Below are 25429 nucleotides of genomic sequence, written 5' to 3'. Positions count from 1 at the left end.
GAGCTGGTGCTCCTCCGATGCCGACGGAGGTCGGGATTCAGGCGGGCTGGTCGACAGGGACGGCGTCGGCGGTGTCCGGGTCGTTGAGCGTTCCGGCCCTCCGGTCGGCGAGGTATTTCCTCATCTCCTTCTTGACCACCGGCATGAGCATGTAGAGGCCGAGGATATTGATGAACGCGCACATGAACAGGGCCGCATCGGCGAATTCGACGACCTTGGAGAAGCTGGCGATGCAGCCGACGACGACGAAGAGGCAGACGAGCGTGCGGAAGATCATGATCGTGGCTTTCGAGCGACCGAACAGATAGCTCCACGCCCGCTCCCCGTAGTACGCCCATGTGATGAGGGTCGAGAAGGCGAACAGTGCGACGGCGATGGCCAGCAGGATCGGATACCACGAGGCGACGGTGGAGAATGCATCCGAGGCGAGAGCAACTCCGCCGATCTCGCCCTCACCGAGGTCGTTTCGATACGAAGCCTGGTTGGCAACGATGATGGTCAGCGCGGTCATGGTGCAGATGATCACCGTATCGATGAAAGGTTCGAGCAGTGCGACGAATCCTTCGGAGATGGGGCGACGGGTCTTGACAGCGGAGTGGGCGATGGCCGCCGAACCGATGCCGGCTTCGTTCGAGAAGGCCGAACGCTGGAAGCCGATGATCATGACTCCGACGATGCCGCCGGCCACTCCCTGAGGGTTGAACGCTCCAGCGAAGATCTCGCCGATGGCGTTCGGGATGTTCGCGTAGTTGAGACCGAGCACGAGGAGGCATGACACGACGTAGAAGATGGCCATTCCAGGGACGAGCTTGTCGGTCACCTTTGCGATCGAGCGGATGCCGCCGAGGATCACCAGGGCCACGAGCCCCGCAAAGATGAGTCCGAACACGAGTGAGGCAAAGGGGCCGGCCAGGAAGCCGTCATCGCCGCCGGTGGCGGTGCGGACCTGGGCGAAGGTCTGATTGGCCTGGAACATGCCGCCGCCGACGACACCGAAGATGAGGATGGCGACGGCGAAGAGTCCGGTCAGAGCGGTCGCCACGGGCTTCGAGAAGCGTCGGAACGCAACGGGGAGGTATTTGAACGGACCGCCGTGGACGACGCCGTTCTCGTCGATCTCACGGTACTTCACCCCGAGGGTGCATTCGACGAACTTCGTGCACATGCCGAGGAGGCCGGCGACGATCATCCAGAAGGTCGCTCCGGGGCCGCCGAGGGCGATGGCCACGCCGACACCGGCGATGTTGCCGAGGCCCACGGTGCCCGACAGGGCAGAGGCAAGGGCTTGGAAATGGGTGACCTCACCCGGGTCGGACTTCGACGAGAATTTTCCGCGGATGATCTCGAGAGACAGCTTCGCCCCTCGAGCCTGGATGAAGCCGAAGTAGACGGTGAAGACCGCTGCGGCGAAGATCAGCCACAGGACGACGAAGGGGAATGAGAAGTCTCCGAAGGTGAGCGGAAAGAAGATGATGCTGCCGAACCATGTGGCGATCGGGTCGAACCAAGAGTTGATGGCATCGTCGACCGGCGAGACCGGCGCTGCTGAGATATGAAGATTGTCCATAGTGCGACAACCTACTGAGACTTGCGTCACATTCAAGCGTTCCATGTTGTGGGATCGTTTCAGTTATCGAACCGTTACCAAATGGGGCGTTCGCGGGACTTTTGAGATCCGCGTCTCATTACCTGACTTAGACTGGGGGCATGACTCAGAATCCTCAGCAGCCCGGTCAGCGACCGAATCGATCCTCGGGCCCGAACCCCGATCGCGGCCCCGTCCCCAGCGGTGATCAGCGCACACATATCCAGGCCGGACACAGTCAGCCCGCGGCCTATCCCGGGGCTGAAGCAGTGACGAATCCCAATGGCCACTATGGTTCGCAAGGTGCTCAGTCCGGGTCGATCGGCGGTTCGGGCACGACGCCACCGTATGGTCCGCCCGCCGGCGCCCAAGCGAACACCGGTGCGCCGCCGCACCACCGTGAAGGCACACCGCTGCCACCGGCACCGCAGAGTCGTCGCACGGACGGACAGCCTGCCGGTTCAGGTCCGGTCCCGTCCACCGGGTCCGGACCTGTCTCGTCGCAGGCACCGCCCCCTGGGAACCGACGGTCCGCTTCGCAGACGCCGAATTCCCACCGCGGCCCATCCGCCTCGGGGCAGGGGAATTCTGCCCCCAAGCGCATCGTCTCCCCCGATGGCGAACGTGTCCGAGAGAAGCCGGCGGGCGGGGTCTCAGGCTACTTCGCGATCGTCGGCGCCATCGTTCTGCTGCTCCTCGCTGTGCTCCTGGGCATCGTCGGGTTCGTCATGACCTTCGCCCAGGTCGCGGTCGGTGTCGTCCTCTTCATCGTGGCCGTCCTCAGCTTCATCGCTTCGATGTTCCTGTTCAAGGGCTGCACCTCGGTGGCGCCCGGACATGCCGTCGTCCTCCAGCTCTACGGCAAGTACGTCGGAACGGTCAGGCAGTCGGGTCTGCGATTCGTCAATCCCTTCTACACGAAGGATCAGATCTCTACGCGCATCCGCAACCATGAGACCTCGACGCTGAAGGTCAATGATCTCGACGGCAATCCGATCGAGATCGGCGCCGTGGTGGTCTGGCAGGTCCGCGATACCGCACAGGCGATGTTCGAGGTCGATGATTTCGAAGAGTTCGTCGCCATCCAGGCGGAGACTGCGGTTCGTCACATCGCCAACTCCTATGCCTACGATTCGTCGGATCCCGGCCGTATGTCGCTGCGTGACAACGCCGACGAGATCACCTCGCGGCTCTCCGATGAGGTCGCTGCCCGGGTCATGGCTGCGGGAGTCACGATCATCGAGTCGCGCATCACCCAACTGGCGTACGCCCCGGAGATCGCCCGTGCCATGCTCCAGCGGCAACAGGCCACGGCCGTCGTCGCCGCCCGCCAGCTGATCGTCGAAGGAGCTGTGGGCATGGTCGAGACGGCGATCGAGGAGATCGAAGGGCGCCAGATCGTCAGGCTCGGTCAGACCGAACGCAGCGACCTCGTATCGAACCTGATGATCGTCCTCTGCGGTGACCAGGCCGCACAGCCGACGATCAGCACCACCCGCAATCAGCAGTCGGCAGGCTGACCTCCCGGAGCTGGGTGTACCGCACACCGCAGCGCCCCGTCGACGTCATCCGTCGGCGGGGCGCTGCCGTGTGTCTCAGCTCAGGAGAGGTGTTCAGTCCTCACCGATGATGACGAACGAGGCAGGCAGCTGCTCCTGCTTGGGGGCAGGGGCCCTCTTCGCCGGTTCGCGCTTCTTCGCCGGAGTGCTCTTGACCGGTTCAGCGGCGGCGACCTTCGTCTCGCTGTCCGCGCCGATCATCAACGGCAGATCCTTCGGCTCTTCGGCGACTGGCTTCTGCTCGGCTGCCGGCTTCTGTTCAGCGGACTGTGTCTGCTCGTTCGCAGGCGTCGCTTCCGCCGGTGTGTGCTCAGCGCCGTTCGACTTCTCGTTGCCACTGGGCTTCTCGTCGGGCGTCGCGGCCTGCGAGTCGTCGCTCCGGTTCGAGCGCGAACGTCGCCGGCCGTTCCGTGAACGCGATCGGGACTTGCCGTTCTCGCCGTTGTTCGCCGAATCATCGGACTGAGTCTGAGCGTCGGACGTCGATTCGGGCGAATCGGCGTCATCCTTCTTCAGGGTGGCCTTCGCGATCGCGGCGACGGCTGACCGAGAAGCGTCCGATGACACTGTCTCATCTGTCGATTCGGCCTCATTGTGCTTGGACTTCGAGCCTGAGTCTCCCCGGCGCTTGCGGTCACGGCGGTTGTCGTGGTTCGCCGAGCGGCCGCCGCGGTGCGCCTTCGAGCCGTCTTCTTCCGAACCCGGCAGCAGCAGGCCCCGGCCGGTGAGGTCTTCACCGGCGCTGACCAGGGATTCGGCGAGTCCGGTGCCGATGCGCTTGCGCGTCATCTGCACGAGTCCCAGCGATGTCACTTCGGCCACCTGATGCTTCGTCCGGTCGCGACCGAGGCACTCGACGAGGCGGCGCACCACAAGGTCGCGGTTGGACTCGAGCACCATGTCGATGAAGTCGACGACGATGATTCCGCCGATGTCGCGCAGGCGGATCTGCCGAATGACCTCCTCGGCGGCTTCGAGGTTGTTGCGGGTCACCGTCTCCTCGAGGTTGCCCCCGGAGCCGGTGAACTTGCCGGTGTTGACGTCGACGACCGTCATCGCTTCGGTGCGGTCGATGACGAGTGAACCTCCCGAGGGCAGGTTGACCGTGCGCTGCAGCGCCTTCTGGACCTGCTCTTCGATCCGGTAGTGGTCGAAGATGTCCTCGTCCTCGTTGTAGCTGTGGACACGATCGAGCAGGTCCGGTGCGACGGATTCGACATACTCGTGGATGGTGTTCCATGCGCCGTCGCCGTCGATGACGAGCGAGCTGAAGTCCTCGTTGAAGACATCACGGATGATGCGCACGATCATGTCCGGCTCGCTGTAGAGCAGCTGTGGCGCCAGCACCTTCGTCGACTTCGACTTCTTCTCGATCGTCTCCCACCGTTTGGCGAGACGTTCGACATCACGCGAGAGATCGGAGTCGGTGGCGCCCTCGGCAGCGGTGCGCACGATGACGCCGTTCGAATCGCCGACGAGCTGTTTGAGCAGCTTCTTCAGGCGTGCGCGTTCGTTGTCGGGCAGCTTCCGCGAGATTCCGGTCATCGAATTGCCCGGAACGTAGACGAGGAACCGCCCAGGCAGAGAGATCTGGCTGGTCAGGCGGGCGCCCTTATGTCCGATCGGATCCTTCGTCACCTGCACGAGCACGGCGTCGCCGGGGCTGAGCGCGGTTTCGATGCGGCGCGCCTTGCCGTCCATGCCGAGGGCGTCCCAGTTGACTTCACCGGCGTAGAGCACGGCGTTGCGGCCCTTGCCGATGTCGATGAATGCCGCCTCCATGCTCGGCAGCACGTTCTGAACCTTGCCCAGGTAGACGTTGCCGATGAGCGAGGACTGCTGCCGGTTCTCCTTGAGGTAGTGCTCGACAGCGATCCCGTCTTCGACGACGACGAGCTGGGTCTGGTCGCCGCTCTCCCGCACCAGCATGGTCCGCTCGACGGACTCACGTCGAGCGAGGAATTCGGCTTCGGTGATGATGGGGCGGCGACGTCCGGCTTCGCGGCCCTCCTTGCGACGCTGGCGCTTCGCCTCGAGACGGGTCGAACCCTTGAGCGAAGTGACTTCGTCGCGGTCGGTGCTGCGGGTGCGAGACCGACGACGGCGGCGACGACGCGAACCGCCGTCGGAGTCATCGTCACCATCGTCCGAATCCGAATCGTCGGAGTCCCTGTGGTCGGACTCCTTGTGATCCGACTTCGAATGAGAGTCCTCGGCGTCCGCATCGGAGCGCTTCGAACCGCGATTGCTCGACCGAGATCCCCGCTTCGACGGCTTCGCGTCCTGGTTGCCGGCAGAGTCCGAGGAGTCGTCCTCGGAGTCCTTCGAGTCGTCGTCGGAGTCCGAGGAATCGTCGTGGGAGTCATCGCGATTGCGCGATCGGCGCCCACGGCCGCCTCGCCGCCGACGCGGACCGCTGGAGGAATCGTCCTCACCACGGTCGTTCTGACGGTTTTCCTGTGGGGACGACGTGTCCTCATCGGAGTCGTGGGAATCTTCCCAGTCGTCGTCGGAGTCATCGTCGTCGACCGTGATGACCTCGGCGTGTTCGGCCTTCGGCACCTGGAAGATCAGGCCGCCGTCATAGGGCACAGCCGGAGTGGTGCGAGGTTCGGGCGCGGCAGCCGGAGCGGCCGGGGCCGCGAAGGGATTGCGCGGGTCGAAGCTCGGCGATGCCTGCGACGCAGCATCGGACTCATCGTCATCATCGTCGTCGACATCGGCATTGTCAGAGTCGTCGTGATCATCGTCAGCGTCGTCGTCTGAGTCTCCGCGGACGAACTCCTCGAAGACGAGTCCCCGATTGGCCACGGCATCGCGTGCGGACTTCTGCCCGCCTCGGCGAGGAGTCGGTTCTTCGTCCTCCTCGTCGTCACTGTCATCGGCATCGCCGATACGCAGCGACTCGGCCGCCTCGGCGATGTCATCGAGGCGCGCACGCACGCTGTCGTCGACATCCTCGTGTTCGGCGTTCTTGGCACCCGCCGACTGCTGCAGATTCGCGAGGTCCGCGAGAATGCCTTCGGTCGGATCTGTCGACTCTGTGCCGTCGGTATCGTTCATCGTATCTCCCAGTCCGAAGACGCCGTCCACACCGTACGGATCTTCGGATCCTTGCATGGTCCGCAATGGACCGAAACCTGTGGATGGCACATCCGGCTCGCGCTCAGCGCGTAGGCCTTCCGTGCTGCCTCATCTTGTTGTCGACCTGCGAGGTCATACCCTCGACTCGGTGGAGGCACGTCTCCTGCTCGGTGTGAGAACAGGTATCCGTCCGACCATTATGTCACAGAAGTGCCTCTGCGCTGAGGTTTCGATGGGGACGGGGTTTGCCGCACGGGACATGGCCAGGCATTCTTGAGGAGTGAACACCACACTGACTCAATCCGATGACCTCGAGTCCGCCGACACCACCTCGTCGTGGGTGCTCAGATCGGTGCCGTTCGGGATCTTCCTCATCATCGCCTCTGCCATCGGCTTCCTCGCCTCGTTCTCACTGTCGGCGGAGAAGTACGAAAAGCTGGCGAACCCGGACGTCGTGCTCTCGTGCGACCTCAACCCGTTCTTCTCGTGCGGTTCGGTCATGGAACATGCCGAAGCCGAGCTCCTGGGCTTCCCCAATCAGCTCATGGGCGTGGCGGCCTTCATCATCCCGCTGCTGCTCGGTGTGCTGATCCTGTCCGGCACCCGCCTGCCCCGCTGGGTGATGGTGGGATTGAATATCGGACTGGGCTGCGGCGTGGCGTTGGTGATGTTCCTGTTCTACGTCTCGATCTACAAGATCGGAGTCGGCTGCCCGTGGTGCATCATCGTGTGGACCGTGACGATTCCGATGTTCATGGCCGTCACCGCCCGCAATCTGCTCACCGGAGCCTTCGGTCGGCGCGCCGCCGACAATGCCGTGCTGAGGGTCCTGGCGAAGGAGAACATCGCCCTGTCGGTGCTGTGGATGCTCATCATCTTCGCCTGCATCGTCGTACAGTTCTGGGCGTTCTTCTCCAACCTGTTCTGAGGCTCCGCAGCCAGTTCTGAACGTCTGGCTTTGTCCGCAGATGCAGTGAGGGTGCCCCACCAAACGGTGGGGCACCCTCACTTATTCGACCGGCTCGGCTCAGACGTCGGCCGCATTCGGTCTTCTGCCTGTCATCAGCCTTCGGCCGGGTACCAGATTCCGATCTCGCGTTCGGCCGATTCGGTGGAATCGGATCCGTGGACGAGGTTCTTCTGCACCTTCTCACCCCAGTCGCGACCGAGATCGCCGCGGATCGTGCCGGGGGCTGCTGCCGTCGGGTCGGTGGCGCCGGCCAGGGACCGGAAGCCGGGGATGACGCCCTGTCCTGAGGCGATGATCGAGACGATCGGCCCTTCGAACATGAAGTCGACCAGCGGCTGGTAGAAGGGTTTGCCTTCGTGCTCGGCGTAATGGGCTGCCAGTTCGGCGGCGGTGGCCGAACGGAGATCCAAGGCGTCGATCGCATAGCCCTTGGCTTCGATTCGGGCCACGATCTGTCCGACGAGTCCGCGAGCGACTCCGTCGGGCTTGATGAGGATGAGCGTACGTTCCATTCCGGTCCTTCCAATGTCGTGTGGACGTCGGTCCACAGTCTACCCGGGCACCGAGGCGCTCCCGCCTCGGCGTTCTCACAGTTCAGCCGCGCGCGGCGACCTCACGATCGATGCGAGCCGACCAGTACACGGCCACGGCCCACAGGGCGATGAACAGCGCTGCGACGAAGAACATCGAGGTGAGAACGAAGCCGGAGGCCAGCAGCAGCCCCTGCACGACCCATCCGATGATCACACCGGGACGTTTCTCACCGATCCGTCGCGGCAGCAGGATGACGGCGATGATGGCCAGCACTGCGATGACCGAGGCGCCGATGAGCAGCTGCGCCAGGGTCAGGGTCTGCGCTGACTTCACCGACAGGCCGAAGGTCGTGAGCACGGCGAAGTAGACGACGACGAGCTCGCAGATGAGGATCGATCCGCAGAGCACGGGGTACTTCGATTTCATCCCTCCTCCCCACGTCCGAGCAGCAGGCGCGCTTCGGCCACTGTGTAGATGGAGCCGGTGACGACGATCCCCGGACTCTTCGCATCGACGCTGTTGGCCAGGTCGATGGCTTTCATCAGAGCGGCATTGAGATCGGAGGCGACGATGACGGAATCCTCGTCGACCCATTCCCGCGCCGCCTCGGCGAGGTCGTCTGCCGGCAGCGCACGGGAGTTGAGATTCTCGCTGACGACGAACACATCTGCACTGCGATGAAGCTCTTCGATGACACCGTCGCTGTCCTTGTCCGCCAGCATCGCCAGCACGATGACGACATAGTCGAAGTCGAACGCCTCGTCGAGGGTCTCGGCCAGCACATGCGCGGCATCCGGGTTATGGGCGCCGTCGACGACGACGCTCGGTCCCGTGCGCAGGAGTTCCGCGCGGCCCGGTGACGTCACGCGGGCCAGCCCCTCGGCCACCGTCTCCTGATTGAGCGGCTTGTCTTCGGTTCCCAGGAAGGCCTCGGCTGCGACGATCGCGACTGCGGCATTGTGGGCCTGGTGAATTCCGTGCAGCGGCAGGAACAGGTCGGAATAGACATCTCGGCGGCCCTGGACCGTGATGAGCTGACCGTCGACGGCCCGCTGCCGGTCGAGGAGACGGAAGTCCCGCTCCTCAGCGGCCAGCGGAACCTCACGACGGGCAGCTTCCTCGTCGAGGACCGCCTGGGCTGCCTCGTCCTGGACAGCAGACACGGCAACAGGTTCGGGAGCCGGGCTGTCCTCGACGCTGCGGTCGAGGATCCCAGCCTTGGTCGCGGCGATCTCCTCGATGGTGTCGCCGAGGAACGCCTGATGATCGAGACCGATCTTCGTGAACACGCACACCTGGGCATCGGCGACGTTCGTCGAATCCCATTGTCCGCCCATGCCGACCTCGGTGACGACGACATCGACCGGAGCATCGGCGAACACGGCGAAGGCCAGAACGGTCAGCGCTTCGAAGTAGGTGAGCTTCGCGCGTCCTTCGGTCTCGAGCTGGGCATCGACGATCTCGAGGTACGGGGCGATCTCGTCATAGATGCGCACGAAGGTGTGAGCGGACACGGGGGCGCCGTCCACGGAGATCCGTTCGGTCACCGAATGCAGGTGCGGACTGGTGAACCGGCCGACCCGGAGCTCATGAGCGGTGATGAGCGAATCGATCATCCGTGCCGTCGACGTCTTCCCATTCGTGCCCGTGATCGTGATCGTCGGGGCCGCAGTGTGGATATCGCCGAGGATCTCACACGCCCGCCGAGTCGCGTCGAGGCGCAGCTCGACCTGCGTCTCCCCCGCCCGGGCCAGCAGCAGGGCATAGACCCGGGCGAGCTCGGCCCGAGTGGCCTCATCGACGGCCGGCTCGGGCGGAGCCTCCGAAGCTTCTTCGTCCACGCTCTGCGGTTCCACGTCGGAGGTGGGGTCCTCGTCCGGGAGGGGCCCGTCGATCGGGGTGTTGTCCTCGGTCATGCCCGCTTCACCGCCAGACGGGTGCCGCCGGGGAGCTCTTCGGGGGTGAAGACCTCGGCATCGGCCGCGACCGGGCCGAAGTTCAGAGCGGTCGTCAGGGTCTCACCGGCGATGAGGTCGATGTGAGGCTCGAGCGCGGCGACCACCTCGGTGCCGGCTTCGATGGTGACGGCAATCCGGTCGGAGATGTCGAGATCGAGCTGCTTGCGGATGCCCTGGATGGCGCGCACGGCATCTCGTGCCATGCCTTCGGCCTCGAGCTCGGGTGTGACCCGCGTGTCGAGGGCGAGGAAGCCGGAGTCGAGTGCCGCGAGCTCCATGCCCTCGGTGCCGGATTCGGCCACGGATTCGAGGGTGTACTCGCCGTCGACGAGTTCGATTCCGCCGCTGACGACGGTGCCGTCGGTGACGGACCAGTCGCCGGACTTCGAGGCCTTGATGACCTGCTGGACCTGTTTGCCCAGACGGGGTCCGGCGGCACGGGCGTTGACGACGAGATTCTGTGACAGGGAGAATCCGGCGGCCTCCGCCTCGGCGACGTCGAGGACCTCGACGGTACGCACATTGAGCTCATCGGCGATGATCTCGGTGAAGTCGGAGCTCAGGTCCGTGTCGGTGGCGACGGTCAGCTGCGACAGCGGCAGGCGCACCCGCAGCTGGTTGGCCTTGCGCACCGAGGAGGCCGTTGAGCAGATATCGCGGGTGAGGTCCATTGCCGCGACGAGGTCGGCGTCGGCGGGGAATGCCTCGGCGTCCGGGTAGTCGGCCAGGTGCACCGACCGCTGCCCGGTCAGTCCGCGATAGATCTCTTCGACCGTGAACGGCAGCAGGGGTGCGGCCACACGGCAGAATGCCTCCAGGCAGGTATAGAACACGTCGAAGGACTCATGCGTGTCGGTGCCGCCGTCCCAGAACCGGCGACGCGAACGACGCACATACCAGTTCGTGAGCATGTCGAGGTAGTTACGCACGAGTTCGCATGCCGCCCAGATGTCGAGGCCTTCCATCGCCTCGGCGAACTCGGTGATGAGGTCGTGCGTCTTGGCCAGGAGGTACCGGTCGAGGACCTGGGACGAGTCGTAGCGGGACTGTGCCTGGTAGCCGGTCTTCTCCCCCGCCGGGCCGTCGGCCGCGTTGGAGTAGGTGGCGAAGAACTGCCATGTGTTCCACAGCGGGAGCACGACCTGGCGGACACCGTCGCGGATGCCCTGTTCGGTGACGACGAGGTTGCCGCCGCGCAGGATGGACGAAGCCATGAGGAACCAGCGCATGGCATCCGAGCCGTCGCGGTTGAAGACCTCGTTGACATCGGGGTAGTTGCGCAGGGACTTCGACATCTTCTGCCCGTCCGAGCCGAGCACGATGCCATGGGAGATGCAGTTCGTGAATGCGGGGCGGTCGAAGATCGCTGTGGCCAGGACGTGCAGCAGATAGAACCAGCCGCGTGTCTGTCCCACGTATTCGACGATGAAGTCGGCCGGGAAGTGGTTGTCGAACCATTCGGAGTTCTCGAACGGATAGTGCACCTGGGCGTAGCTCATCGAGCCGGAGTCGAACCAGACGTCGAAGATCTCCGGGATGCGCTGCATCACCGATTGACCCGTCGGGTCGTCCGGGTTCGGACGGGTGAGGTCATCGACCCACGGGCGGTGGAGGTCGACGTCTCCGGAGTCGTTGCGCGGCAGACGTCCGAAGTCGGCTTCGATCTCGGCCAGGGAACCGTAGACGTCCGTGCGCGGGTAGGCCGGGTCGGAGGAGATCCACACGGGGATCGGCGAGCCCCAGAAGCGGTTGCGCGAGATCGACCAGTCACGGGCGTTTTCGAGCCATTTGCCGAACTGTCCGTGCTTGACGTTGTCGGGCACCCAGTTGATCTGCTCGTTGAGTTCGACCATGCGGTCCTTGAACTCGGTGACCCGGACGAACCAGGAGGACACCGCACGGTAGATCAGCGGGTTCCGGCAGCGCCAGCAGTGCGGGTAGGAGTGCTCGTAGGATTCGTGGCGGACCAGCAGAGCACCCCGCGATTCCATCGGACCCGTGTGGTTGCGCAGATCCTTGATGATCGCCTTGTTGGCGTCGAAGACCTGCTGGCCGGCGTAGTCGGGAACGGTCGTATCGAAGCGACCGGCGTCGTCGACGGGACGGGCGGCGGTGATTCCGTAGGAGTCGGTGAGCTCCTTGTCCTCTTCACCGAAGGCGGGTGACTGGTGGACGATTCCGGTGCCGTCTTCGACGGTGACGAAGTCTGCGGCCAGGATCGTGTGCATGTTCTCGCCGAACTCCTCCTGACGGCCCTCGAAGTACGGGAACGGAGGTTCGTAGGATGCGCCGACGAGTTCGCTGCCGGGGAAGGTGCGCACAACCTGCGGTTCGGCACCGAGTTCACGAGCATAGGCACCCAGGCGCGCCTCGGCGAGGATGAGGGTCTTGCCCTGAAGCTCTTCGGCTCCGTCTTCACCGGGGATCACTGCGACGAGCGGGATCTCCGGGTTGACGGCCACGGCCTGGTTCGACGGAACTGTCCACGGGGTCGTCGTCCAGATGAGGACCCACTCGTCGGAGTCCTTGAGTCTGTATCCGAGGGTCACGGCCGGATCCTGACGCATCTTGTACACGTCGTCGTCCATGCGCAGCTCATGGTTCGACAGCGGCGTCTCGTCCTTCCAGCAGTACGGAAGCACGCGGTAGCCCTCGTAGACGAGGCCTTTGTCCCAGAGCTGCTTGAACGCCCAGATGACGCTTTCCATGTATTCGACGTTGAGAGTCTTGTAGTCGTTGTCGAAGTCGACCCACCGGCCCTGACGGGTCACATATTCTTCCCATTCCTGGGTGTAGCGCAGCACCGAGGAGCGGCAGGCGTCGTTGAATGCGGCCAGTCCCATGCGGCCGATCTCGGACTTGTCGGTGATGCCCAGCTGACGTTCGGCTTCGAGTTCGGCAGGCAGCCCGTGGGTGTCCCAGCCGAAGCGGCGGTCGACCTTCTTGCCGCGCATCGTCTGGAAGCGCGGGACGACGTCCTTGACGTAGCCGGTGAGCAGGTGACCGTAGTGGGGCAGGCCGTTGGCGAAGGGAGGTCCGTCGTAGAAGACGAATTCGTTCTCGCCGTTCTCGCCGGCATCGCGCTGGGCGATCGATGCCTTGAAGGTGTTGTCCTCCTGCCAGTAGCGCAGCACAGCGTCTTCGATGGCAGGGAAGTTCGGGGACGACGAGAGTCCGAAGGTCGAGGTCGAAACCTTGGGATAGAGAGGCTGAGTCATGAGCGTCCTTCTGGGTCACTGCGGTCACTGTCACGAGGACGACAGTCTGCCGCGGTACCACCTCGCTTATCCGCAGTCCGACCGGTTCAGGTCGGTCAGCGGATCGCTCATTCACTCAGACGATGACGGGTCCACCCGTCCGGGTCTACTGAGAACGCGGCGTTTCGAACGCTGGTTCCGTTCTTCCGGATGCTCCCCGGTGATAGCCGGATCGACGCAAGACAATCGTATACCGTCGACTCCGCCCGAGACCACTCGGCGGCGCGGGGATCTCCCTTGCCGAGGCGGCCCCGGGCTGGAGCCGTGGGTGCTCACAGCCCCCGGTTGCGTGCGACCTTATGCTGAGCGGCCTGGGCGATCGGTCGGATGACCATGAGATCGACGTTGAAGTGGTGGGGCCGGGTGAGGGTGTAGACGACGGCGTCGGCGACGTCGTCCGCGGTCAGCGGGTTCTCGACGCCTTCGTAGACCTTCGCGGCCTTCGTCTCATCACCGCCGACGCGTTTGACGGTGAACTCGTCGGTGGCGACCATTCCTGGTGCGATCTCGATGACGCGCACGGGTTCGCCGGCGAGCTCGAGGCGCAGGGTCGCTGCCATCGAGTGGGTGCCGTGCTTCGCAGCGACGTAGCCACCGCCGCCTTCATAGGCCTGATGGCCGGCGGTTGAGGACATGACGACGATGTCTCCGCGGCCGGAATCGATGAGAGCCGGCAGCAGTGCTTTGACGACGCGCAGGACGCCGAGGACGTTGATGTCGAACATGTCCCGCCACCCGTCGACCGATGCTTCGGCGACGGTGTCGGTTCCGAATGCGGCGCCGGCATTGGCCACGAGGGAATGGACGGCTCCGCCGGCGAGCACCTGTTCGGCCATGGACACCACGGCGGCGTCATCGGTGAGGTCGGCGACGATGTAGTCGGCTCCGGTCTCCTCGGCGAGGGCCTTGAGCTTGTCCTCACGGCGAGCCACGGCGACGACGTCCCAGCCCTGCTCGCGCAGCTGTCGGACCGTGGCCGCACCGATTCCGGAACTGGCTCCTGTGACTACTGCTCTGAGCTTTTCCATCTGTGTTCTCCTCTGTCGGGTCTGTCGGCGGGTTTGAGTCTGGATTCCGGAAGCGGGGTTTCCTGTTCGCATCTCAGTCTACGGAGTCGGCTCTCGGCCGCGTGCGGTGTCTTCTGAGCCGAGATCGGTCTCGAAAGGGCCGCTCCCGGCCGGCTCGGGTGGCGTCGTTTCTTCCGGGGTCGTCGACGCGGCAGGTGGGGCACCCTTCGCGCCCGGTCGGAGTTTCTTCACGCTCGGTCGGGTGTGCGGGTTGCGGGGCCCGCCTTCGCCGAAGACGGCACGGAAGCCGGGGATCTTCACTGCCACCCAGGTGACTGCGGCGCAGATGATCGCATAGGCGATCGGCATGATCACGGCGTGGAGGAGGACGCCTGGCACGGTGTCAGGCAGGCCCATGGCATTTCGGACAGGGTAGAGCAGGAGCGGATGGAGGAGGAACACACCGAAGGAATACGGGTAGAACCGGTGCAGCAGTCCGAAGCCTTCGCGCAGATGGAAATGCAGGAGGAGGTAGGCGGCCATGGAGGCGAGGACGACTCCGGGGGCGAGGTATTCATACGGGAACATCCACGGCTTCTCACCGGGACCCAGACCTGCCCAGACCGCGGTTCCGGCGACCGCGATGATGAGGCTGACCCACGCCAGGACTGCACCTCTGACCGAGAGCACGATATCGCGCAGCACCCAGCCGAGGATGTAGAAACCGGCCATCGGCAGGAACCTGGTGGCGATATTGGCTTCGCCGACGTCGAAGACCATCGACACCCACTGGTCGGTCATGCCGATGCCGAGGAAGATCAGACCGGTCCCCCACTGCAGACGGCGGGAGCCATGGACGCTCAGCAGGCGGAAGAACGGGGTGAGCAGGGTCAGACCGGCAAGGACGTAGAGGAAGTAGAGCTGGACGAAGGGCGATCCGGTGAGGATCGCGATGCCCGGGTTCCAGGTGTCATCGTCGGGCTGCAGGTAGTAGCGGCGGAACAGAACGTACACGACTGTCCAGAACACGAGGGGGATGCCGATTCGCCAGACACGTTTGGACAGGAACCTGCGCGGTTTGCTGCCCCGGTCGGGGTCGAGGGCCAGAGCCCCGGAGATCATGATGAACACGGGCACCGACCACCGGCAGGCGGAGTCGATGGTGTTGGCCAGCCACCAGTCGGGTCCCATACTCGCGAAGTTCTCTTCGACGACGGTGCCCAGGGAATGGATGGCTACGACGGCGATGATCGCGATCGCACGTGCCGGATTCATCCACGCGGTCGACGTGGGCGGCGGATTCTCTGTCGGAATTCGGTCCAAGGGCGCCATGTGTCCATGATGTCATTGCCCGCGGCGCAGGCGACTCACTGCGCCTTCAGGGTGTGAGCCGTCCCACGCCGTCGGACTGGGGCGGCCGGGGCGCGAGTGCTGCACTCGAGCTCCGGTCGGGCTTCGCGCGGCCACTGGCGCGAACCGGTTTGGCCGATCGCGAACCGGGTGAGAAAATCAGCAATTATGAACACACCTGCCTTTTCGGACTCGACGCACGAGTCAGTGAACCTTCCTGACAAGCCGGCCCTCGAGGGGCTGCGGGACAAATGGGACGCCGCGTGGAGCGAGCAGAATGTCTACGCCTTCGACGTCGACACCGATCGCGAGCAGGTCTACTCGATCGACACTCCCCCGCCGACCGCCTCGGGGTCGCTGCATGTCGGACACGTGTTCTCCTACACCCAGACCGACATCATCGCCCGCTATCAGCGGATGACCGGCAAGAACGTGTTCTATCCCCTCGGCTGGGACGACAACGGCCTGCCGACCGAACGTCGCGTGCAGAACTACTACGGAGTCACCTGCGATCCCGGCCAGTCCTACGACCCGGACTTCCAGCCGCCGGAGAAGGCACCGAAGAATTCGCGCGACTTCGTCAAGGTCTCTCGCCAGAACTTCATCGAACTGTGCGAGAAGCTCTCCGCCGAGGACGAGAAGGTGTTCGAAGACCTCTTCCGCTCCACCGGACTGTCCGTTGATTGGAAGTACACATACCGCACGATCGATGACGATTCGCGTGCGGTGAGCCAGAGGGCCTTCCTCACCGATCTGAAGAACGGGCATGCCTATTCGCAGGACGCACCGACCATGTGGGACGTCACCTTCGGCACTGCTGTGGCTCAGGCCGAACTCGAGGATCGTGAGCGCGAAGGCGCGTACCACAAGGTGAAGTTCTTCCCCGAGGGCGCTGATGGCCTGGCCGACACCTCGGCGGAACCGATCATCATCCTCACCTCGCGTCCGGAGCTCATTCCTTCGGTCGTGGCGCTCGTCGCCCATCCCGATGACGAACGCTACGCCTCCCTGTTCGGCACGAATGTCGTTTCGCCGCTCTTCGGTGTCAGCGTCGAGATCCGCGCCCATGAGCTTGCGAAGTCCGATAAGGGCACCGGCATCGCCATGGTCTGCACCTTCGGCGACCTCACCGACGTCACGTGGTGGCGTGAACTCGATCTGCCGACCCGCGCGGTGATCAACCGAGGCGGCCGCCTCAACCTCGAGGTGCCCGAGTGGATCGCGAACTCGCCGAAGTCCGATGCTGTGGCCAACTATGAGGCGCTGGCAGGAAAGACGACGTTCTCTGCGCGCAAGGACATTGCGCAGATGCTCATCGACTCCGGTGACCTCATCGGTGAGATCGAGCCGATCACGCATCCGGTCCCGTTCTACGAAAAGGGCGACAAACCGCTCGAGGTCGTCACCAGCCGTCAGTGGTACATCCGCAACGGCGGGCGGTCGGCCGAGCTGCGGGATGCGCTCATCGCCCGCGGTCGCGAGATCGAGTGGCATCCGGCGTACATGCGCTCCCGCTACGAGAACTGGGTGGAGAACCTCAACGGCGACTGGCTGGTCTCCCGGCAGCGGTTCTTCGGTGTCCCGATTCCGCTGTGGTACCGCCTCGACGCTGATGGTCAGCCCGATTATGATGATCCGATCGTGCCCGAGTCGCTTCCGTGCGACCCCATCGCCGAGGCTCCCGCCGGCTTCACCGACGACCAGCGTGATGTGCCCGGCGGGTTCACCGCAGACCCGGATGTCCTCGACACCTGGGCGACGTCGTCGCTGACGCCGCAGCTGCTCGGCGGCTGGTCGCGTGACGAGGAGTTCTTCGACAAGGTCTTCCCCTTCGACCTGCGTCCGCAGGGACACGACATCATCCGCACTTGGCTGTTCTCCACCGTGGTCCGGGCGAACTCGCTCAACGATGCGGCACCGTGGAAGCACGCCGGCCTGTCGGGGTGGATCCTCGATCCGGACCGGAAGAAGATGTCGAAGTCCAAGGGCAATGTCGTGGTTCCGTCGGACATCCTCGGCGAGGCGAAGCCGGGATTCGGTCCTGACGCGGTCCGCTACTGGGCGGCCAGCGCGAAACTCGGTGCGGACACCGCTTATGACGTCGCACAGATGCAGATCGGCCGCCGGCTGGCGATGAAGCTGCTCAACGCCTCGAAGTTCGCTCTGGCACAGGGTGTGCATGCCGGTCTCATCGGTCAGCTCGGCGCCGTCACCCACGATCTCGATCGGGCCCTGCTGGCAAAGCTTGCCGAGGTCGTCGAGCAGGCCGGGAAGCATATGGCCGCTTACGACTATGCTCATGCACTGCGTGTGACCGAGAGCTTCTTCTGGGAGTTCACCGATGACTATGTCGAGCTCGTCAAGGACCGTTCCTACGGCTCATCGGGATCTGACGATCAGCTGTCGGCGCACGTCACCTTGGCCACTGCTCTGGATGTCCTGCTGCGTCTGTTCGCTCCGTTCACTCCGTTCGTCACCGAAGAGGTCTGGTCCTGGTGGCGCACCGGTTCGGTCCACCGTGCGCCGTGGCCGGCAGATGAGGTGCTGAGCCATCCGGAATCGTCCGTCGATCCCGAGCTGCTAGCCTCGGTGGCAGCCGCACTGACCGAGATCCGCCGCACGAAGACCGAGGCCAAGGTGTCGCAGAAGACCGAGGTCGCTTCCGTGACCATTCAGGCGCCGGCCACCGTCGTCTCCGCGATCACGGCGGCAGAAGGCGACCTCACGGCGGCGGGCCGTATCAAGTCCCTGAGCACCGAGGAAGCCGGCGATGAGATCACCATTGCCTCGATCGACTTCGTCGACCAGGACTGAGCCGAACACCAGCCGGCCCTGACTGTCAGAAGAAGCAGCTTCCGGCCCCACCGGCTGAGCTGAGACCCGAACTGGTCCCGCAGAGCCCCGCGACATTCGTTCCTCCGCAGCGTCGGAGCAGTGGATGCCGTGGGGCTCTGTTCATGTTCCGGAACGGATACACGAAATGACCGGGGTCTGCGTTCTCTCCGCCGTACTATGGTTATCGACCACTGAAGAAACACCGAAGTCCTCCCTGAACGAAAGGTCCCCAGAACCGTGAGAAGCGAACTCTTTTCCAAGCGCAACGCCGAGGTCCAGAATCAAGAGCGGTGGACGCTCCAGTCGAACAAGATGCTGCGTTCGGTGGTCACGCCGAACGCGCCGATGATCGCTACCAAGGGCGCGATGGTCGCCTATCAGGGCGATGTCCGCTTCACCCACCAGGGGTCGAAGTCGGTCGGCCAGTTCATGAAGAAGGCAGCCACCGGCGAGGGCGGAAACGTCATGCGCGTCGAGGGACACGGAGAGGTGTTCTTCGCCAGGGAGGCCTCGAACATCTTCATGATGGCGCTCGAAGGTCCGCAGGACGCACTGACCGTCAACACCGCGAATCTGCTCGCCTTCGACGACGCGCTCAGCTGGGAGATCAAACGCATCAAGGGCGGTGTCGGTGCGATGGTCAGCGGTTCGGGACTATTCAACCTCGAACTTGCCGGCCAGGGCACTGCCGCCATCTGCTGCAAGGGTGAGCCCATGGTCCTCGACTGCTCGCAGCAACCGACCTTCGTCGACCCGCAGGCCGCCGTCTGCTGGTCCTCGGCGCTGGCCCCGCAGATCAAGACCGACGTCAGCGTCGGCACATTCTTCGGTCGCGGCTCCGGTGAGTCCGTGCAGCTGGCATTCCACGGCCCCGGCTTCGTCGTCGTCCAGCCCGCAGAGAACGCCGTCTACTCGGCCACCACCAGCTGACGCACCTGGCGGCCGTCCGCAGCATCACCACGCTGACGCACCCCCGACCTGCAGCTTCGGCAGCGAGTCGGGGGTGTCGTCGTCTCCCCCGCGCATCTCCCCATGTTCTCGCATCGGGCGCCCCTCACCCGTCGTGACTCAACGCCTTGGTGCACAACGGTGTTTCGACAGGACGGGTGAGGGATGCGCCAGCACCGGGGCGTTAAGACACCAACGCGGTAGAGCGAGAGCAGCACTGAGAGATGCGAAAGTACTGGAGCGTCATGGCTCTTGCAATCCGGTGTGAGTGGTACGCGGCAAGCTGCGCGACAATACCCGAAAGCGCAGAAGAGTCGGGCTATCCTGACATGTCGGAGAAACCGAGTCCGCTTGGCTCATTCGGGGCTCGACGTCGACTCTCCGCTGGGGCGTCAGGCGTTCAAGGGCATGGGATCGGGGTGACCGGGAATACTGGCCGGAATGGAGCAGGCCCTCCGGGACGACGACTCGCGCTGATTCGGGGACGACTCGTAGCAGGAGCACGGTCGAACGTCAGGTCTGCTCGATGGATCAGGCAGTGGGGACAGTGTGCTCGTGCCCGCCGCGTTCGACCCGGTATTTCCGGAAGGTCGGAAAGGCCACCGCACAGGCGAGCACGAGAACGATGACGGCGATGCCGCCACCCGCCGAGGCGACCGTGGTGTCTGTGACTGCAGCAACGGAGCCGTGGAGGACGTCCGCGATACGAGGTCCGCCGGCGACGACGACGATGAACACTCCCTGCATCCGACCGCGCATCGCATCGGTTGCGGCTTCCTGGAGCATCGTCTGCCGAAAAGCGCCGGAGACGATATCGGCTCCTCCGCCGACCGCCATCGCAGCCAATGCGACAACGAGTGCGGTCAGCCAGAACCCAGCCGCCAGCTCAAGGGACAGTCCGAACACCGTCATTGCCGCACCCCAGACGACGATGGCGACGATGACGGCCAGTCCCTGGCGCTCCACGCGTGAGACCCACCCGGAGAAGATCCCGGCCAATGCACTTCCGCCGGCCAGCGCGGCGAAGAGCAGCGAGAAGACGATGCCGCCCTCAGGCGGACCGTCGAAGGTCTCCGCGGCAATCTGCGGGAACAGTGCCCGCGGCATTCCGAAGACCATCGCAATGATGTCCACCAGCAGAGAGACCATGACGACGGTGTTCGTCCGCAGATACCGGAACCCGTCGACGATGCCTTTGAACCCAGACCGTGTATCGGGCTGTTTCTGCGGCGGCAGCGACGGCAGTCGGATCACTGCGTAGAGCGTAGCGAACAGGAACACGGCGTCGATGACGTAGAGCAACTGGTACCCGAACAGAGGGATCAGCGCTCCGCCGACGACAGGGCCGACGACGGCGCCCAATGTCATCACGGTCATGTTCAGCGAGTTCGCCGCGGGCAGCAGGCCGAGCGGGATGATCGAGGGCAGCAGAGCTCCCCTCGCCGGTTGGTTGAGTGCGAAGAATGCCTGCTGCATCGAAAACACCGACAGCAGCAGCCAGGCATTGTCGATGCTGAGCACCGCGATGAGGGCAAGTAGAGCGCTCGTGACGATCAGACCGATCGTCGAGATCACGAGCAGTCTGCGTCGATCGATGACATCGGCCAACGATCCGCCCCACAGTCCGAAGACGATGAGCGGAACCAGCCCGAACGCACCGGCGAGCCCGACATACCCGGACGACCCGGTGATATGGAAGATCTGTGCGGGGATCGCCACAACAGTCATCTGCGCACCGATGACGGTGACGATATTGGCCACCCACAGTCGTCGGAACGACGCGTAGCGCAGTGGGCGTGTGTCGGCCAGGAGTCTCATGCGAAAAGAGACTCAGGCAGACTTCTTATTCGTCCTGTTCCGTGACTTCGGCACGAGGGTCGGGGCGACATTGGATTCGACGACGTCCTTGGTCACGACCACCTCGGCGATGTCTTCGCGCGAAGGCACATCGAACATGACCGGCTGCAGGACCTCTTCCATGATCGAGCGCAGGCCTCGAGCGCCCGTGCCGCGCAGCAGAGCGAGATCGGCGATGGCCTCAAGTGCCTCGGTCTCGAATGTCAGGGAGACATTGTCGAACTCGAACATCCGCTGGTACTGCTTGACCAGGGCGTTCTTCGGTTCCGTGAGGATCGACATCAGCGCTGCCCGGTCGAGGTTGGACACGGTGGCCAGCACCGGCAGGCGGCCGATGAACTCCGGGATGAGGCCGAACTTGAGCAGATCTTCGGGAAGGATGTCCGCGTAGAGGTCCTCTTCGTCGTTCTTCGACTGCAGCAGGGCGCCGAAGCCGATTCCGTGCTTGCCCTTGCGGCCGGCGACGATCTCCTCCATCCCGGCGAAAGCGCCGGCGACGATGAAGAGCACATTGGTCGTGTCGATCTGCAGGAAGTCCTGGTGCGGGTGTTTGCGCCCGCCCTGCGGCGGCACCGACGCCTGGGTGCCTTCGAGGATCTTCAGCAGTGCCTGCTGCACGCCCTCACCGGACACGTCACGGGTGATCGACGGGTTCTCCGACTTGCGAGCGATCTTATCGATCTCGTCGATATAGATGATTCCGTGCTCGGCACGCTGGATATCGAAATCCGCGGCCTGAATGAGTTTGAGCAGGATGTTCTCGACGTCTTCGCCGACGTAGCCGGCTTCGGTCAGCGCGGTGGCATCGGCGACCGCGAATGGGACATTGAGACGTTTGGCCAGCGACTGGGCGAGGTAGGTCTTTCCCGAGCCGGTGGGACCGACGAGCAGAATATTCGACTTCGCGATCTCAACCTCGGACTCGCTGGAGCCAAGGGTCTTCTCGTCACCGGACTGCAGCGATCGGATGCGCTTGTAGTGGTTGTAGACGGCTACCGACAGTGCCTTCTTAGCCGGTTCCTGACCGACGACGTACTCCTGGAGGAAGTCGAAGATCTCACGAGGTTTGGGCAACTCGAGTTCGGCCTGCTCCGGACTGGATTCGCTGAGCTCCTCTTCGATGATCTCATTGCACAATCCGATGCATTCATCGCAGATGTAAACACCAGGTCCGGCGATAAGTTTCCGAACCTGCTTCTGAGACTTCCCACAGAAGTTGCATTTGAGCAGGTCTGCTCCGTCCGCACTGCGAGCCACTGTCACAACCTTTCGCCAGGACGCTTGGCCCCAACTCTACCGCTCGTGTTTCCTGTACCTCAATAGCTTCCCATACGTGGCTGACACGAGCCCCCAGCCACGACTCGGTGTGTCGGCGGAAGGAACCGAGAACGGGTCCGTCCGATCACAATCGCACGAACCCGTTCTCAGTGTTTCCCTGTCCTCCGACAGGTGATCAGCTCGCGTTCTTGCGCGAAGAGAGCACCTGGTCGACGAGACCGTAGTCCTTGGCCTGCTCGGCCGTGAGGAAGAGGTCGCGTTCGATGTCGTTCGAGACCTGTGCGGCCTCCTTGTTCGAGTGCTTTGCCAGAGTTCCCTCGAGCCATTCGCGCATCCGCAGCACTTCAGCGGCCTGGATCTCGAGGTCAGAGGCCTGACCCTGTCCCTGCCCCTGCATCGCGGGCTGGTGGATGAGCACTCGCGCGTTCGGCAGGGCCAGACGCTTGCCGGGAGTGCCGGCGGCCAGCAGCACGGCGGCTGCGGAGGCGGCCTGACCGAGGCAGACGGTCTGGATCTCCGGCTTGATGTACTGCATCGTGTCGTAGATGGCCGTCATCGCCGTGAACGACCCACCCGGCGAGTTGATGTACAGAGTGATGTCGCGGTCAGGATCCTGCGATTCGAGGACGAGCAGCTGAGCCATGACATCGTCGGCGGAGGTGTCATCGACCTGTGCGCCGAGGAATACGACGCGGTCGTCGAAGAGCTTCGTGTAGGGATCCTGGCGCTTGAAGCCATAGGGTGTGCGCTCTTCGAACTGCGGCATGACATAACGCGACTGCGGCATGTTCGACGCCGTCGAACCCGGCATAAAGTTCATTGAATTCATTCTTCCCTCACTCCTGCTCAGTTGTTCTCGACGTCGGACGCGCGGGTGACCATCTTGTCGATGAATCCGTATTCGAGCGCCTCTTCGGCGGTGAACCAGTGGTCGCGGTCGTTGTCCTGGAGGATCTGCTCGAGCGACTTCCCGGTCTGCTGAGCAGTCAGTTCGGCCATCTGCTTCTTCATGTGCAGGATCAGTTCGGCCTGGATCTTGATGTCGGTGGCCGTGCCGCCGATGCCGCCCAGCGGCTGGTGCATGAGGATGCGGGCGTGCGGGGTCGCGTAGCGCTTGCCCGGGGTGCCCGAGGAGAGCAGGAACTGTCCCATCGAGGCGGCCATGCCCATGGCCACGGTGGAGACATCGGGCTTGATGTACTGCATCGTGTCGTAGATGGCCATTCCGGCGGTGACGGAGCCGCCGGGCGAGTTGATGTAGAGCGAGATGTCCGCTTCGGGATCTTCGGCGGCCAGCAGCATCATCTGCGCGCAAATGGCGTTGGCGTTGTCGTCACGCACTTCCGAACCGAGCCAGATGATGCGCTCTTTGAGAAGACGATTGAAGATGTGGTCGTCCAGACCCATTCCCCCACCGGCGTCGAGGCCGACGGGAGCTGTCATGTCGTATGCGCTCACGTTTCACTCCTGTGTTCTGTGGATGGCTTGTTATGGACTCTAACCGCTCTCCCCCGGGTTTTAGTCCGCGGCGAGGCCCGTGTTCGCCCTCAGCGTGATCGGACCTGCGCAGATGCGAAGACGGTGGGTGCGGATCGTGATCCGTACCCACCGTCTCATCAGGATTCCACCGCCGAGGCGGCTCGTCCTCAGTTCTCTTCGGCGGCCTCTGCAGGTGCTTCGTCCGCGGCTTCCGCGCTCTGCGCAGTCGCGTCGGCATCCTCGGCGCCGGCTTCCTCGGCGTCGTCCCCGGCGGAGGTGAAGGCCTCCATGTCGACGACGTTTCCGGCGGTGTCCTTGACCGTGGCACCGGCGAGGACGGCGGCCAGAGCCTTGCGGCGCGAGACCTCGCCGACGAGGGCGTTGACCTGGCCGGAGCTGTCGAGCATCTGGGCAAACTCGTTGGGGTTCATTCCGTACTGCTGCGAAGCGGAGATCAGGTACTCGATGAGTTCGGGCTGGCTGACCTCGACGTTCTCGGCTTCGGAGACCGCATCGAGGATGAACTGCGTGCGCAGGTTGCGCTCGGTCTCCTCGGTGACCTCCTTGCGGTGCTCGTCGTCGTCCGAACGGTTCTCGGACTCGAGGTGACGCTCGACCTCGTCGGTGACGATCTTGGCCGGGACCGGGACGTCGAGGGTCTCGATGAGATGCTCGAGGACCTTGTCCCGTGCCTGGACGCCCTGCTCGGTCTCCTTGGCCTTGCCGGCCTGGACGCGCAGGTCCTCCCGCAGTTCGTCGATCGTGTCGAACTCGCTGGCCAGCTGAGCGAAGTCGTCGTCGGCCTCGGGAAGTTCGCGTTCCTTCACAGCACCCAGGGTGATCTTCACGGTGCCCTGCTCGCCGGCGTGCTCGCCGCCTGCGAAGGTGGTCTCGAAGGTCGTGGTCTCTCCCGCGGAGAGGCCGTCGAGCGCTTCGTCCATGCCTTCGAGCATCGTTCCGGCACCGACCTGGTAGGAGATGTCGGAGGCGGTGTCGATCTCTTCGTCACCGATGGTGGCGACGAGGTCGAGGGTGACGAAGTCGTCCTTGGCCGCGGGGCGCTCAACGGCGACGAGGGTTCCGAAGCGGGTACGCAGCTGCTCGAGCTCTTCGTCCACATCGGCGTCGGTGACCTCGATGGGGTCGACCTCGATGTTGATCGTGTCGTAGGCAGGCAGCGTGACCTCGGGGCGCACGTCGACCTCGACGGTGAAGCCGAGTTCGCCGTCTTCGGTTCCGTCGAGTCCGGGAACCTCGGAGATCTCGACCTCGGGCTGGCCCATCGGCTTGAGGTCGTGCTCTTCGACCGCGTTGCGGTAGAAGTCGTCAAGACCGTTGTTGATGGCTTCCTGGATCACAGCAGGACGGCCGATGCGCTGATCGATGATGCGCGCGGGGACCTTGCCCTTACGGAACCCGGGGACGGTGACCTGGGCCCCGATGGTCTTGTATGCCTCGTCGACGCTCGGTTTGAGTTCGGCGTATGGGACTTCCACGCTGATCTTGACCCGGGTGGGGTCGAGTTGCTCGACGGAGCTCTTCACAGTGTGACCTTTCAAATTCGACAGTCATGCATTTTCGGTCATCTCCGACCTGATCATCCGGGTTCGTGACCGCAAACGGTCATCTCACAGCCTGATCGGTCATCTCGTGACCTTAGAGGGAGCGAAAGTCCACGAATAGTTCGCGCACGTCCGCAAGACGCAATCCCCTATGTTACGCGAAACC

General features: G+C 63.9%; 17 protein-coding genes. 4 read left to right on the top strand and 13 right to left on the bottom strand.

Annotation, left to right across the window (positions count from 1 at the left end; translation table 11 throughout):
* Positions 1-37 precede the first annotated feature (37 nt).
* Positions 38-1567, bottom strand: coding sequence for an alanine/glycine:cation symporter family protein (locus AC239G_RS08730; RefSeq protein ID WP_139467031.1), 1530 nt, complete (start codon positions 1565-1567; stop codon positions 38-40).
* Positions 1568-1707: 140 nt separating this feature from the next.
* Here AC239G_RS08730 and AC239G_RS08725 point away from each other — a divergent pair, with 140 nt between their 5' ends.
* Entirely contained in the window at positions 1708-3105 is a 1398-nt protein-coding gene (locus tag AC239G_RS08725) for an SPFH domain-containing protein (RefSeq protein ID WP_487490062.1), read from the top strand.
* Positions 3106-3198: 93 nt separating this feature from the next.
* Here the strand turns inward: AC239G_RS08725 and AC239G_RS08720 are convergent, their stop codons facing one another.
* The gene (locus tag AC239G_RS08720) at positions 3199-6207 is read right to left on the bottom strand and encodes an Rne/Rng family ribonuclease (protein ID WP_229663908.1); all 3009 of its coding nucleotides are present in this window, start codon (positions 6205-6207) and stop codon (positions 3199-3201) included.
* Positions 6208-6508: 301 nt separating this feature from the next.
* On the opposite strand from AC239G_RS08720, the gene AC239G_RS08715 reads away from it, so the two are divergent.
* Positions 6509-7156, top strand: a complete 648-nt coding sequence (locus AC239G_RS08715; RefSeq protein ID WP_139467027.1) for a vitamin K epoxide reductase family protein — start codon at positions 6509-6511, stop codon at positions 7154-7156.
* Between the two features lie 134 nt (positions 7157-7290).
* On the opposite strand, the gene ndk is transcribed toward AC239G_RS08715, so the two are convergent.
* From ndk to AC239G_RS08685, 6 genes are all read right to left on the bottom strand, one after another.
* Positions 7291-7710 (bottom strand): nucleoside-diphosphate kinase, encoded by a 420-nt coding sequence (ndk, locus tag AC239G_RS08710; protein ID WP_487490061.1) that lies wholly within the window; start codon positions 7708-7710, stop codon positions 7291-7293.
* An 82-nt stretch (positions 7711-7792) separates the two neighbouring features.
* Complete coding sequence (locus AC239G_RS08705; protein ID WP_139467025.1) at positions 7793-8158, bottom strand: DUF4233 domain-containing protein; 366 nt, start codon at positions 8156-8158, stop codon at positions 7793-7795.
* Entirely contained in the window at positions 8155-9648 is a 1494-nt protein-coding gene (locus AC239G_RS08700) for a bifunctional folylpolyglutamate synthase/dihydrofolate synthase (RefSeq protein WP_376905249.1), read from the bottom strand. The genes AC239G_RS08705 and AC239G_RS08700 overlap by 4 nt, the downstream gene beginning before the upstream one ends.
* Positions 9645-12908, bottom strand: coding sequence for an isoleucine--tRNA ligase (ileS, locus tag AC239G_RS08695; RefSeq protein WP_139467021.1), 3264 nt, complete (start codon positions 12906-12908; stop codon positions 9645-9647). Before ileS ends, AC239G_RS08700 begins: the two co-directional genes overlap by 4 nt.
* A gap of 311 nt (positions 12909-13219) precedes the next feature.
* Positions 13220-13975: an SDR family oxidoreductase gene (locus tag AC239G_RS08690; protein WP_139467019.1), complete on the bottom strand. Its 756-nt coding sequence runs from the start codon at positions 13973-13975 to the stop codon at positions 13220-13222.
* 78 nt (positions 13976-14053) lie between these two features.
* A complete protein-coding gene (locus AC239G_RS08685; RefSeq protein WP_139907952.1) occupies positions 14054-15286 on the bottom strand; it encodes an acyltransferase in 1233 nt (410 codons plus the stop codon).
* A 186-nt stretch (positions 15287-15472) separates the two neighbouring features.
* Here AC239G_RS08685 and valS point away from each other — a divergent pair, with 186 nt between their 5' ends.
* Both valS and AC239G_RS08675 read left to right on the top strand, forming a co-directional pair.
* Positions 15473-18118, top strand: coding sequence for a valine--tRNA ligase (gene valS, locus AC239G_RS08680; RefSeq protein ID WP_482401706.1), 2646 nt, complete (start codon positions 15473-15475; stop codon positions 18116-18118).
* Between the two features lie 258 nt (positions 18119-18376).
* Positions 18377-19069 carry an AIM24 family protein gene (locus AC239G_RS08675; protein WP_139467014.1) on the top strand — a complete coding sequence of 231 codons (693 nt, stop codon included), beginning with the start codon at positions 18377-18379 and terminating at the stop codon, positions 19067-19069.
* Positions 19070-19618: 549 nt separating this feature from the next.
* On the opposite strand, the gene AC239G_RS08670 is transcribed toward AC239G_RS08675, so the two are convergent.
* From AC239G_RS08670 to tig, 5 genes are all read right to left on the bottom strand, one after another.
* Positions 19619-20905, bottom strand: coding sequence for an MFS transporter (locus tag AC239G_RS08670; RefSeq protein ID WP_139467012.1), 1287 nt, complete (start codon positions 20903-20905; stop codon positions 19619-19621).
* A gap of 12 nt (positions 20906-20917) precedes the next feature.
* Positions 20918-22201 (bottom strand): ATP-dependent Clp protease ATP-binding subunit ClpX, encoded by a 1284-nt coding sequence (gene clpX / locus AC239G_RS08665; RefSeq protein WP_139467011.1) that lies wholly within the window; start codon positions 22199-22201, stop codon positions 20918-20920.
* Between the two features lie 196 nt (positions 22202-22397).
* On the bottom strand, positions 22398-23042 hold the full coding sequence (locus AC239G_RS08660; RefSeq protein ID WP_139467010.1) for an ATP-dependent Clp protease proteolytic subunit: 645 nt from the start codon (positions 23040-23042) through the stop codon (positions 22398-22400).
* 26 nt (positions 23043-23068) lie between these two features.
* Positions 23069-23665 (bottom strand): ATP-dependent Clp protease proteolytic subunit, encoded by a 597-nt coding sequence (locus AC239G_RS08655; protein ID WP_101545567.1) that lies wholly within the window; start codon positions 23663-23665, stop codon positions 23069-23071.
* Between the two features lie 203 nt (positions 23666-23868).
* Positions 23869-25245, bottom strand: a complete 1377-nt coding sequence (gene tig, locus AC239G_RS08650) for a trigger factor (protein ID WP_139467009.1) — start codon at positions 25243-25245, stop codon at positions 23869-23871.
* Positions 25246-25429 lie beyond the last annotated feature (184 nt).

The organism is Brevibacterium sp. Lmc1, assembly GCF_057654315.1.
The sequence above is the reverse complement of the archived record's forward strand: the minus strand, read 5'-3'. Positions and strand labels throughout refer to the sequence as shown.